Origin of the sequence: Caballeronia sp. AZ7_KS35, assembly GCF_023631045.1 — a bacterium.
Taxonomy (GTDB): domain Bacteria; phylum Pseudomonadota; class Gammaproteobacteria; order Burkholderiales; family Burkholderiaceae; genus Caballeronia; species Caballeronia zhejiangensis.
The window spans coordinates 1-11,937 of the sequence record NZ_JALQDV010000010.1 but is presented as its reverse complement, the minus strand read 5'-3'; the positions used below and the strand labels follow the sequence as shown (position 1 = coordinate 11,937).

Annotated in this window: 12 protein-coding genes; 10 read left to right on the top strand and 2 right to left on the bottom strand. The window is 63.2% G+C overall.

The features are described from left to right. The first annotated feature begins 7 nt into the window (after positions 1-7). The 5 genes from NCT05_RS12090 (at position 8) to cysM (ending at position 4,973) form a co-directional block, all read left to right on the top strand. Positions 8-1,411, top strand: a complete 1,404-nt coding sequence (locus tag NCT05_RS12090) for a UDP-glucose dehydrogenase family protein (protein ID WP_034472707.1) — start codon at positions 8-10, stop codon at positions 1,409-1,411. After that, entirely contained in the window at positions 1,377-2,351 is a 975-nt protein-coding gene (rfaE1, locus tag NCT05_RS12085; protein ID WP_008342371.1) for a D-glycero-beta-D-manno-heptose-7-phosphate kinase, read from the top strand. Before NCT05_RS12090 ends, rfaE1 begins: the two co-directional genes overlap by 35 nt. Positions 2,352-2,370: 19 nt before the next feature. Next, positions 2,371-3,363, top strand: a complete 993-nt coding sequence (gene rfaD, locus NCT05_RS12080; RefSeq protein ID WP_008342370.1) for an ADP-glyceromanno-heptose 6-epimerase — start codon at positions 2,371-2,373, stop codon at positions 3,361-3,363. Between the two features lie 75 nt (positions 3,364-3,438). Further along, the gene (locus NCT05_RS12075) at positions 3,439-3,813 is read left to right on the top strand and encodes a ComEA family DNA-binding protein (RefSeq protein ID WP_008342369.1); all 375 of its coding nucleotides are present in this window, start codon (positions 3,439-3,441) and stop codon (positions 3,811-3,813) included. Between the two features lie 257 nt (positions 3,814-4,070). Continuing rightward, positions 4,071-4,973 carry a cysteine synthase CysM gene (gene cysM, locus NCT05_RS12070; protein ID WP_034472705.1) on the top strand — a complete coding sequence of 301 codons (903 nt, stop codon included), beginning with the start codon at positions 4,071-4,073 and terminating at the stop codon, positions 4,971-4,973. A 73-nt stretch (positions 4,974-5,046) separates the two neighbouring features. On the opposite strand, the gene mltB is transcribed toward cysM, so the two are convergent. After that, complete coding sequence (mltB, locus tag NCT05_RS12065; protein ID WP_008342366.1) at positions 5,047-6,219, bottom strand: lytic murein transglycosylase B; 1,173 nt, start codon at positions 6,217-6,219, stop codon at positions 5,047-5,049. A 308-nt stretch (positions 6,220-6,527) separates the two neighbouring features. On the opposite strand from mltB, the gene NCT05_RS12060 reads away from it, so the two are divergent. Next, positions 6,528-7,451, top strand: a complete 924-nt coding sequence (locus tag NCT05_RS12060; protein ID WP_008342364.1) for a histone deacetylase family protein — start codon at positions 6,528-6,530, stop codon at positions 7,449-7,451. On the opposite strand, the gene NCT05_RS12055 is transcribed toward NCT05_RS12060, so the two are convergent. Further along, the gene (locus NCT05_RS12055; protein ID WP_250502328.1) at positions 7,448-8,329 is read right to left on the bottom strand and encodes an alpha/beta hydrolase; all 882 of its coding nucleotides are present in this window, start codon (positions 8,327-8,329) and stop codon (positions 7,448-7,450) included. The two genes, NCT05_RS12060 and NCT05_RS12055, sit on opposite strands and share 4 nt — an antisense overlap. 164 nt (positions 8,330-8,493) lie before the next feature. Between NCT05_RS12055 and NCT05_RS12050 the strand changes: the two genes are divergently transcribed. From NCT05_RS12050 to NCT05_RS12035, 4 genes are all read left to right on the top strand, one after another. After that, positions 8,494-9,528, top strand: coding sequence for a methionine ABC transporter ATP-binding protein (locus NCT05_RS12050; protein WP_008342360.1), 1,035 nt, complete (start codon positions 8,494-8,496; stop codon positions 9,526-9,528). Beyond that, positions 9,518-10,171: a methionine ABC transporter permease gene (locus tag NCT05_RS12045; protein ID WP_250502327.1), complete on the top strand. Its 654-nt coding sequence runs from the start codon at positions 9,518-9,520 to the stop codon at positions 10,169-10,171. The genes NCT05_RS12050 and NCT05_RS12045 overlap by 11 nt, the downstream gene beginning before the upstream one ends. Before the next feature lie 14 nt (positions 10,172-10,185). Further along, on the top strand, positions 10,186-10,980 hold the full coding sequence (locus NCT05_RS12040) for a MetQ/NlpA family ABC transporter substrate-binding protein (RefSeq protein WP_250502326.1): 795 nt from the start codon (positions 10,186-10,188) through the stop codon (positions 10,978-10,980). Positions 10,981-11,155: 175 nt separating this feature from the next. Beyond that, positions 11,156-11,905: an electron transfer flavoprotein subunit beta/FixA family protein gene (locus NCT05_RS12035; RefSeq protein WP_250502325.1), complete on the top strand. Its 750-nt coding sequence runs from the start codon at positions 11,156-11,158 to the stop codon at positions 11,903-11,905. Positions 11,906-11,937 lie beyond the last annotated feature (32 nt).

Genomic DNA, 11,937 nt, shown 5'->3' with positions numbered 1-11,937 from the left:
AAAGCGTATGAAAGTGACCATCGTCGGCACGGGTTACGTCGGTCTCGTAACCGGCGCGTGCCTTGCCGAAATCGGCAATGACGTGTTTTGCGTGGACGTCGATCCGCGCAAGATCGAAATTCTCAACAATGGCGGCGTGCCGATCCACGAGCCGGGCCTTCAGGAAATGCTGAGGCGCACGCGCGCGGCAGGCCGCATCCAGTTTTCCACCGACGTGAAAGCGAGCGTCGAGCACGGCGACATTCAATTCATCGCGGTCGGCACGCCGCCCGACGAAGACGGCTCAGCCGATCTGCAATACGTGCTCGCCGCCGCGCGCAATATCGGCAAGTATTCGAACGGCTTCAAGGTGATCGTCGATAAATCGACGGTGCCGGTCGGCACGGCGCTGCAAGTGAAGCGCGTCGTCGAGGAAGAGTTGCGGGCGCGCGGGCTCGGCGAGTCGGAGAAGCACGGCTTCTCGGTCGTGTCGAATCCGGAGTTCCTGAAGGAAGGCGCGGCTGTGGACGACTTCATGCGCCCGGATCGCATCGTGATCGGCATCGACGACGACCGCGCGGGCAACCTCGCGCGCGAGAAGATGAAGCGCCTCTACACGCCGTTCAACCGCAATCACGAGCGCACGCTGTACATGGACGTGCGTTCGGCCGAGTTCACGAAGTACGCCGCCAACGCGATGCTCGCGACGCGCATCTCGTTCATGAACGATCTGTCGAATCTCGCGGATACCGTCGGCGCCGACATCGAATCGGTGCGGCGGGGCATGGGCTCGGATCCGCGCATCGGCTATCACTTCCTGTATGCGGGCTGCGGCTATGGCGGCTCGTGCTTCCCGAAGGACGTGCAGGCGCTCGCGCAAACCGCGCGCGAAAACGGCCACACGCTGCGCGTGCTCGAGGCGGTCGAAGCGGTCAATAACGATCAGAAGGAAGTGCTCGTCAACAAGATCGTGAAGCGCATGGGCGAGGATCTGCGCGGGCGCACGTTTGCCGTGTGGGGCCTCGCATTCAAGCCCAATACCGACGACATGCGCGAGGCGTCGAGCCGGCGCATCATCGAGGCGCTGCTGCAGCGCGGCGCCACGGTGCGCGGCTACGATCCCGTCGCGCGCGACGAGGCAGAGCGCGTGTTCGCGCTCGATCTCGCGGATCGCCCCGACGACTTCCAGCGCCTGCATCTCGTGAACACGCAACAGGATGCGCTGACGGACGCCGACGCGCTCGTCATCGTGACCGAATGGAAGGAATTCAAGAGCCCGGATTTCTGGCACTTGAAGAGCGCGTTGAAGACGCCGGTGATCTTCGACGGCCGCAATCTGTATGAACCGGAAGCGATGGCCGAAATGGGCATCGACTACTTTGCAATAGGACGTCCCCATGTCGAACTCGACCGCAACGGCAGCCACAACTAACGCCGATATTCCCGTCGTCCCGCTTGCGCGCGTTTCGGCGGCGCGCGTGCTCGTGGTCGGCGACGTGATGCTCGACCGCTACTGGTTCGGGGACGTCAACCGCATCTCGCCCGAAGCGCCCGTGCCGGTCGTGCACGTGCAGAAGAAGGAAGACCGCCTCGGCGGCGCGGCGAACGTCGCGCGCAACGCGGCGGCGCTCGGCGCGCAGGCCGGCCTGCTTTGCGTAGTGGGACATGACGAGCCGGGCGAGCGCATCGTCGAGCTGCTCGGCGAAAGCAAGGTCGCGGCGCATCTCGAGCGCGATCCCGAACTGCTCACGACCATCAAGCTGCGCGTGCTGTCGCGTCAGCAGCAGTTGCTGCGCGTCGATTTCGAGAACACGCCGAATCATGAAGTGCTGCGCGCGTGTCTCGAACGGTTCACCGAGATCCTGCCGCAGCACGACGTGATCCTCATGTCCGATTACGCGAAGGGCGGCCTCACGCACGTCACGCAGATGATCGCCGACGCGAAACGCGCCGGAAAGCCCGTGCTCGTCGATCCGAAGGGCGACGACTGGGACCGTTATCGCGGCGCGACGCTCATCACGCCGAATCGCGCGGAGCTGCGCGAAGTCATCGGCCAGTGGAAATCGGAAGAAGATCTGCACGAGCGCGTGAGGAAACTGCGTGCGGAGCTCGATCTTTCAGCGCTGCTCCTCACGCGCTCGGAAGAGGGCATGACGCTCTTCACCGAGGACCAGGTGCTGCACACATCGGCCGAAGCGCGCGAAGTGTATGATGTCTCGGGCGCCGGCGACACCGTCATCGCAACGGTCGCGACCATGCTGGGCGCGGGTGTGCCGCTCGTCGACTCGATCGTCTATGCGAACCGCGCGGCGGGCATCGTCGTGGGCAAGCTCGGTACGGCGACCGTCGACTACAACGAACTCTTCGCCTGACCTTATCTGAAATAACGCCATGACCATCATCGTTACCGGTGCAGCCGGCTTCATCGGCAGCAATATCGTCAAGGCGCTCAACGAGCGTGGCGAGAATCGCGTGATCGCGGTCGACAACCTCACGCGCGCCGACAAGTTCAAGAATCTCGTCGATTGCGAAATCGACGATTACCTCGACAAGACCGAGTTCGTCGAGCGCTTCAAGCGCGGCGATTTCGGCCGCGTGCGCGCGGTGTTCCACGAAGGCGCCTGTTCGGACACGATGGAAACCGACGGCCGCTACATGATGGACAACAACTTCCGCTACAGCCGCGACGTGATGGACGCGTGCCTCGCGCAGGGCGCGCAGTTCCTGTATGCATCGTCGGCGGCGACATACGGCGGATCGAGCCGTTTCGTCGAAGAGCGCGAAGTCGAGAAGCCGCTCAACGTGTACGGTTATTCGAAGTTCCTCTTCGATCAGATCGTGCGGCAGGTGCTGCCGAAGGCGGAAAGCCAGATCGCCGGCTTTCGCTATTTCAACGTGTACGGCCCGCGCGAAACGCACAAGGGACGCATGGCGTCGGTCGCGTTCCACAACTTCAATCAGTTCCGCTCGGAAGGCAAGGTCAAGCTCTTCGGCGAGTACAACGGCTATGCGGCCGGCGAGCAGACGCGCGACTTCATCTCGGTCGAAGACGTCGTGAAGGTGAATCTGTTCTTCTTCGATCATCCGGAGAAGTCGGGCATTTTCAATCTCGGCACCGGGCGCGCGCAGCCGTTCAACGACATCGCGTCGACGGTCGTGAACTCGCTGCGCGCGTTGAACGGCGAAGCGGCGCTCTCGCTCGCCGAACTCGTGCAGCGCGGTCTGATCGAGTACGTGCCGTTCCCCGACGCGCTGCGCGGCAAGTACCAATGCTTCACGCAGGCGGACCAGTCGAAGCTGCGCGCAGCCGGTTACGACGCCTCGTTTCTTACGGTTCAGGAAGGTGTCGATCGCTACGTGCGTTGGCTATTCGGCCAGCTATAAACGCGCTTCGAGCCTCTCTAAACTGGGTCTCACGGTTGGCGCTGGTGCCGGCCGGTTCTTCACGGAGACTCAGTCATGTTCAAGCAAGCACTCTCGTCGATCGCTGCGTTCGCGCTCATCTTTTCCATCGGTAGCGCGTTCGCGGCCGTCGACGTCAATACCGCCAACTCCGACGCGCTGCGCGGCATCAAGGGCATCGGTCCGGCGAAGGCGAAAGCCATTCTCGATGAACGTCAGGCGCACGGTCCGTTCAAGGACGCGAGCGATCTCGGCACGCGCGTCAAAGGCATGGGCGGCAAGACCGTCCAGCGTCTGGAAGCGGAAGGACTGACAATCGGCGCAACGACGAAGACCGCGGCCGTCGCCGCACCGCCTGGCGGCGCGAACTCGGCTGTCGCGACGCCGGTTTCGGCGTCCGCATCAGCTAAACCGGTCATTGTGAAGAAATAAGCACGGCCCGGAGGCGCGCCCTGGTGCGCGGCGCGCCATCGGTCTCCTTCAGCCTTCGGATGTCTTGGGCTCCCCGCGGACGGCCTCCCCGCGGGGCTTTTTGCATGCGCGGACGGCGCGCGCGAGCGGCATTCCATCCGTGCATCAGGGATGCGCCGGCATCGGCGGAACCGGTGGGCTACAATCGACGAATCCCTATATCAAAATCCGCGCGGAAAGGCAGTGTCGTCCGCGGGGAATCCGAATCGGCTCCGCATATGGCTTACATGACTATCGAAGACACGATCGGCAACACGCCGCTCGTGCAACTCGTCCGCATCGTGGACGATGAAATTCGCAGCCGCAACAACGTCGTGCTGGGCAAGCTCGAAGGCAACAATCCGGCGGGATCGGTGAAGGACCGGCCGGCGCTGTCGATGATCAGGAAAGCTGAAGAGCGCGGCCGCATCAAGCCGGGCGACACGCTCATCGAAGCAACGAGCGGCAACACCGGCATCGCGCTCGCGATGGCCGCCGCGATGCGCGGCTACAAGATGGTGCTGCTGATGCCGGAAGATCTGTCGATCGAGCGCCGCCAGAGCATGGCCGCGTATGGCGCCGAAATCGTGCTGACGCCGGTGACGGGCGGCATGGAATACGCACGCGATCTCGCCGATCAGATGCAGCGTGACGGCAAAGGCATCATTCTCGATCAGTTCGCGAACCCGGACAATCCGCTCGCGCATTACGAAGGCACGGGCCCGGAGCTGTGGCGTCAGACCGAAGGCCGCCTTACCCACTTCGTCTCGTCGATGGGCACGACCGGCACGATCATGGGCGTGTCGAAGTATCTGAAAGAGCAGAACGAAAAGATCGAGATCATCGGCGCTCAGCCGGAAGAAGGCTCGCGCATTCCGGGCATCCGCAAGTGGCCGGAAGCGTATCTGCCGAAGATTTTCGATCGCAGCCGCGTGGATCGCGTGGAGAACGTAAGTCAGGCGGCCTCCGAAGCGATGGCGCGACGCCTCGCATCGGTCGAAGGCATTTTCGCGGGCATTTCGTCGGGCGGCGCGTGCGAAGTGGCGCTGCGCATCGCGCGCCAGGTGGAGAACGCGACGATCGTGTTCATCGTCTGCGATCGCGGCGATCGTTATCTTTCGACGGGCGTGTTCCCGGCGTGATGCCGCGCATCCTGATCGCGCAATGAGAGAACCCCGGCGAGCCGGGGTTTTTTACGTCTGTAGCGGACAAACGTCACTGCGAATTCGCGCCCGTGTCGCCCGCGACCATGCGCGCCTTGACCGCTTCGCCAAGCTGATACACCGCGAGCGCGTAGAAGAAGCTGCGGTTGTAACGCGTCAGCACGTAGAAGTTCTTCAGCCCGAGCGTGTATTCGGTCGCGCGGCCGGGCGTGGGCAAATCGACGACGGTGAGCGGCGTCGGCGCTTCTGCGTCGATATTCAAGCCCGGCTCGTTGAGCAGCATGCCGGCCTTCGTCAGTTGCGCGAGCGACCATTTCGGTTCCGGCGCGCCATCGGCGGCGGCCTGCGCGATGCCCTGACTGCCGACATCGCCGGCGATGCGCCACACGACCGGCCGGCCCGGTTCCCAGCCGTTCTGCTTCAGATAGTTCGCCACACTGCCGATGGCGTCTGCCGGGCTCGTGCGCAGATCGATGCGGCTGTTGCCGTCGTAATCGACCGCGTATTGCACGATGCTGCTCGGCAGGAACTGCGGAATCCCGATCGCGCCCGTGTATGAACCGAGGACGGTCGTCGGATCGATCTGCGAATCGCGCGTCCACACGAGCAGGTCTTCGAGATTCTTGCGGAACGTCGCCATGCGCTCGACGCGGTTCGGCGTGTTCGGGTAATCGAAGGTGAGCGTGGTCAGCGCGTCGAGCGCGCGGAAGTTGCCCATGTACTTCCCGTAGATCGTCTCCACGCCGATGATTCCGACGATCACCTCCGGCGGCACGCCGAATTGCTCGGACGCGCGCTGCAGCGTCGCCTGATTCGCGCGCCAGAACTTCACGCCGGCGTTGATGCGAACCGGCTCGATGAAACGCCCCTGGTACGCGCGCCAGTTCTTGGCCTGCGGCGTGGGCGAAGGCAACACCAGTTTCGCCGCGGTCGCCGAATAGCTCACGCGCGCAAACAGATCGTGCAGCGCGGACGAATCGAAGTCGTAGCGCGCGACCATGTCATTGATGAACGCATCGACATTCGGATTGTTCGCGTAGCGCTGCGGCACGATCTCTTCTTCGAACACCTGCCCTTGCGGCGTCGCGGCCTGCGGCTGCTGCGACTGCGCAAAGGCACTGTTCCCGGAGAGAAAGCCGAGCGCGCAGACGAGGGAAGCAACGAGTGCGCGCTTTGCCGGCCTGGATGAAGCCGTGAAGACGAACGGAGCAAACTGGAAAGTCATAGTGTGCGTGGTTGGGGGCGGTTGGGGCGATGCCGGATGCGCGAGTGGCCAAAAACGCCTGTGAAGTCGAATCGATGCAACGATTCTCAACGGAACGCAACAGCCTGCAACATGCCGCGCGCAATCGCTCGGCCGGCAAGGCGTCGGGGCAGTATAACCGACGCTTCGCGCCCATATCGGCCATGTGCCCGGGCGAGGGCGGCCGTGCCGGACGGTGTGGTAACTTAACGTCAATTGCGCGACAAGTGGTCGCGTATGACGAAAAAATACGAGACGAGAGCCGACGACAAGCGGCATTGCGAGACATCATGGCCACCGGCTTCTACTCCCACCCCGACTGCCTCCAGCACGACAACGGCCAATGGCATCCCGAGTGTCCGGCGCGCCTGCAGGCGATCGAAGACCAGCTGATCGCGAGCCGGATCGATTCGCTCATCGAGCGCGAGGAAGCGCCGCTCGCCGACGAAGCCGACCTCGCGCGCGTGCATACGCAGGCGCACATCGACTACATCAAGAGCCGCACGCCGGAATCGGGCCGAAGCGAACTCGACCCCGATACGTCGATGTGCCCCCAGTCCTATCGCGCGGCGTTGCGCGCGGCGGGCGCGGCGGTCGCGGCCACCGATGCCGTCATCGAAGGCCGTTACGACAACGCGTTTTGCAGCATCCGGCCGCCGGGCCATCACGCCGAGCCCGCGCGCGCGATGGGCTTCTGCCTCTTCAACAACGTCGCGATCGCCGCGCGGCATGCGCTGGAAGTGCACGGCCTGCAGCGGGTCGCGATCGTCGATTTCGACGTGCATCACGGCAACGGCACCGAAGCCGCGTTCAGCGGCGATTCGCGCGTGCTGATGTGCAGTTTCTTCCAGCATCCGTTCTATCCGTTTTCCGGCGCCGACAATCACGCGGCGAACATGGTCAACGTGCCGCTCGCCGCGCGCACTAAGGGCATGCAGGTGCGCGAGGTCGTCGACATGATGTGGCTGCCGCGGCTCGAAGCGTTCAAGCCGCAGATGATCTTCGTCTCGGCCGGCTTCGATGCGCATCGCGAAGACGACATGGCGAACATGGGTCTCGTCGAGGACGATTACGCGTGGATCACCGAGCAGATTCGCGGCGTCGCGAAGCGCCACGCGCAAGGGCGCATCGTGAGTTGTCTCGAAGGCGGCTATAACCTTTCGGCGCTGGGCCGCAGCGTCGTTGCGCATCTGCGGGTGCTGGCGGAAATCTAGCGGGCGCGAGCGCGCGCGTAGTCCGCGCGCACGAGCGTCCAGTCGATCAGCTCGCGGATCACGCGCTCGCGGTCGAGATCGTTGAGCGTTTCGTGGGCGCTGCCTTCGTGGATGATGAGCGTGGTGTCGGTCGATCCCGCGTTGGCTTCGAACTCGCGGCTGCCGGCGGGATCGCAGATCGCGTCCGCGCTGCCGTGAAAGACGAGAAGCGGCAGCTTGATGTCGCCGCGCTTTTCCGCCACGCGCTCCATGCCGGCGAGAATCTGCGCGGCAGTGCGTGCGCAGACGGCTGCGTGATGCACGAGCGGATCGCGCTTGTACGCTTCGACGACGCCCGGCGCGCGCGACAGCAGCGCCGGATCGATGCTGAACGCGGCGACGCGCGGCGCGACCACGCCCACGATGCGGCTCAGTTTGGCCTTCCAGCGCGGCGTGCCCGGTCCGATCTTCAATGCCGGGCTCGACAGGATCAGACCGGCCAGCTTGTTCGCCTGCGCACGCTCGGCGGCGTAGAGCGCCGCGATCGTTCCGCCCATGCTGTGGCCCATCAAAAAGAGCGGCGTGCCGGCGGGCGGCGTGGCCGCGCACGCTTCGAGCAGGACATCGGTGTCGCGCAGATAGTCCGTGAAGACGCGAACCCACGCCCGTTCGCCCGACGACTTCCCGTGTCCGCGCAGATCGATCGCGATCAGCTCGATGCCCGCCGCGTTCAGCGCGGTCGCGAGCGCGTCGTAACGGCCCGCGTGTTCGCCGAGACCGTGGACGAGCGCGATCCGCGCGTTGAGTTCGATGCCCGGCGCGGGGTACCAGCGATGCAGAAACAGTTCGACGCCGTGTCGCGTCGTGACGGCGCTCGTCGAATAGATAGTGCGTGACATGGCGCGGTAAATATCTCCACGTTATTAGCCGATCTGAAATCATTATTAAACAGAATGTAACGCGTCCTGTAAAATCCCCGCCACGATACGAACAGCTAAGAACGAGCGGCGGCCGGCGGCGCGGGTGGGTTTCACCCGACAAGCCTTCCGCCGTTTGCATTTTCATGATCGAAATACGCAATCTTTCGCAGCGTTTCGCGGGGCCCCGAGGCTGGGTCGAAGCGCTGCACAACGTCAATCTGACGATTCCCGCCGGCGAAGTGTTCGGCATCATCGGGCGCAGCGGCGCGGGCAAGAGCACGCTGGTTCGCACGATCAATCTGCTGACGCGGCCGAGCGAAGGCAATGTGATCGTCGACGGACGCGATCTCACGACGCTCGGCAAGGACGATCTGCGCGCCGCGCGCCGCGACATCGGCATGATCTTTCAGCATTTCAATCTGCTGAGTTCGCGCACGGTGTACGACAACGTCGCGCTGCCGCTCGAACTCGCCGGCAAGAAGCGCGCGGAAATCGAAGCGGCCGTGTTGCCGCTGCTCGATCTCGTCGGCCTCACGACGCACAAGGACAAGTATCCCGCGCAGATCAGCGGCGGACAGAAGCAGCGCGTCGGGATTGCGCGGGCGCTCGCGAGCAAGCCGACAGTGCTGCTCTCCGACGAAGCCACGTCCGCGCTCGATCCCGAAACCACGCGCGCGATTCTCGATCTGCTGCGCAAGATCAATCGCGAGCTCGGGCTCACCATCGTGCTCATCACGCATCAGATGGAAGTGATCAAACAGGTCTGCGATCGCGTCGCGGTGCTCGACGCCGGGCGCGTGGTCGAAGAGGGCAAGGTCGTCGATGTCTTCATGCAGCCGCATCACGAAGTCACGCGCGCACTGATCGGCGACGTGATCGCGCACGAGTTGCCGCCCGCATTGAAGGCACGCGTGATCGAGCGGCTCAAGACCGGCAGCGGTCATTTGCTGCGGCTCGCGTTCACGGGCTCGGGCGTCGATCAGCCGATTCTCTCGGAGACGATCCGCCGCTACGAACTCGATTTCAACATCCTGCACGGCCAGATCGACGAGATTCAGGGGCAGGCATTCGGATCGCTCGCGGTGCTCGCGGGCGGTCAGCCGGTGAAGATCGCCGAAGCGATCGAATATTTGCGCTCGCAGGGCGTCGTCGTGGAGGAGTTGTCCCATGTTGAGTGAAATGTTCGACATGTTCGTCCAGTCGTTCTGGGAAACGCTGATCATGGTCGGCATCTCGGGACTCGTCGGCGCGGCGGCCGGTTTGCCGCTCGGCGTGCTGCTCTATCTCACCGATCGCGACGGCGTGCTGCAGAACATCGGCGTGAATCGCGTGCTCGGCGGCATCGTGAATGCGGTGCGCTCGACGCCGTTCATCATCCTTCTCGTCGCGGTGATTCCGTTCACGCGGCTCGTCGTCGGCTCGTCGATCGGCACCGCGGCCGCCGTCGTGCCGCTGACGATCGCCGCTGCGCCGTTCATCGCGCGGCTCGTCGAGACGGCACTGCGCGAAGTGGATCGCGGACTCATCGAGGCCGCGCAGGCAATGGGCGCGACGACATCGCAGATCGTCTTCAAAGTGCTGTTGCCGGAATCGCTGCCGGGCGTCGTCGCTGGATTGACGATCACGTTCGTGTCGCTCGTCGGCTATTCGGCGATGGCGGGCGCGATCGGCGGCGGCGGTCTCGGCGATCTCGGCATCCGCTATGGTTATCAGCGTTTTCTTCCTGAAGTGATGATCACGGTCGTCGTGATTCTCATCGTGTTCGTGCAGCTCGTTCAGTCGTTCGGCGACTGGCTCGTTCGTCGTCTCAGTCACAAATAACCACTCAAGAAACCATGCAACGTCGATTCATTCTGAAGTTCGCCGCCGCGCTGCTGAGCGCAACGCTGTTCAACGGTGCCGCGCACGCCGATGAAGCCATCAAGTTGGGCGTGACCGGCGGCCCGCACGCGCAGATCATGGACGTGGTGAAGCAGGTCGCCGCGAAAAACGGGCTGAAGATCACGGTCGTCGAGTTCTCGGATTACGTGCAGCCGAACGCCGCGCTCGCCGCCGGCGATCTCGATGCGAACAGCTATCAGCATCTGCCGTATCTCGACGCGCAAGTGAAGGATCGCGGCTACAAGCTCGTCAAGGTCGCCGATACGGTGACGTTCCCGATGGGCATCTACTCGAAGAAGCTGAAGTCGCTGTCGGCGCTTGCCAACGGCGCGCGCATCGCGGTGCCGAACGATCCGACCAACGGCGGCCGCGCATTGCTGCTGCTGCAGAAGCAAGGTCTCATCAAGCTGCGCGCGGATGCGGGTCTGAAGGCGACGCCGCTCGATATCGTCGAGAATCCGAAGAAGCTGAAGATCGTCGAACTCGACGCCGCGCAGATTCCGCGCTCGCTCGACGACGTCGATGCCGCCGCCATCAATACGAACTTCGCGATGGAAGCGGGCCTGAAGCCGAAGTCGGACGCGATCGCAATCGAAGATTCGCGCGGTCCGTATGTGAACATCATCGCGGTTCGCGCGGCCGACAAGGACAAGCCGTGGGTTGCGAAGCTGATCGCGGCGTATCACTCGCCGGAAGTGAAGCAGTTCATCGAAGGCAAGTACGCCGGCGCGGTGATTACGGCCTGGTAATCGTTTTCATGGTCGGATTCGGGTTTTCGTGGATATAAATAGAACGATCGTTCGATAAAATTCGGCTCATACCTATTGCACGATCGCCGACCCCACCCGCTTTTGGAGGGGTGATCTTACGCGTCACTCGTATAATGGCGCTGGGTTGACGTAATCGTAACTTTGGAGCGTGTGCATGAAAATTCTGGTGCCAGTCAAGCGCGTGGTCGACTACAACGTGAAGGTCCGCGTGAAATCGGATAACACGGGTGTCGATATCGCCAACGTGAAGATGTCGATGAATCCGTTCGATGAAATCGCTGTTGAGGAAGCGGTGCGATTGAAGGAAGCGGGCGTCGCTACGGAAGTGATCGCTGTGTCGTGTGGTGTTACGCAATGTCAGGAGACGTTGCGGACGGCGTTGGCTATCGGTGCGGATCGCGCTGTGCTGGTCGAAAGCGCAGAGGAATTGCAGCCGCTGGCGGTCGCGAAGATCCTGAAGGCGCTAGTCGATCAAGAGAAGCCTGAGCTCGTCATCCTGGGCAAGCAGGCCATCGACGACGACTCGAATCAAACCGGCCAGATGCTCGCTGCACTGGCGGGTCTGCCGCAAGCGACGTTCGCATCGAAGGTCGTCGTTGCCGATGGCAAAGCCACGGTATCGCGCGAAGTCGATGGCGGCGCCGAAACGCTGTCGCTGAAATTGCCCGCAGTCGTCACGACCGATCTGCGCCTGAACGAGCCGCGCTACGTGACGCTGCCGAACATCATGAAGGCGAAGAAGAAGCCGCTGACGACGGTGAAGCCCGCCGATCTCGGCGTCGATGTTACGCCGCGTCTGAAGACGCTGAAAGTCGTCGAGCCGCCGAAGCGCAGCGCGGGCATCACGGTGCCCGACGTAAAGACGCTGGTCGAAAAACTGAAGAACGAAGCGAAGGTGATCTGATGACGACTCTTGTTATTGCAGAACACGACAAT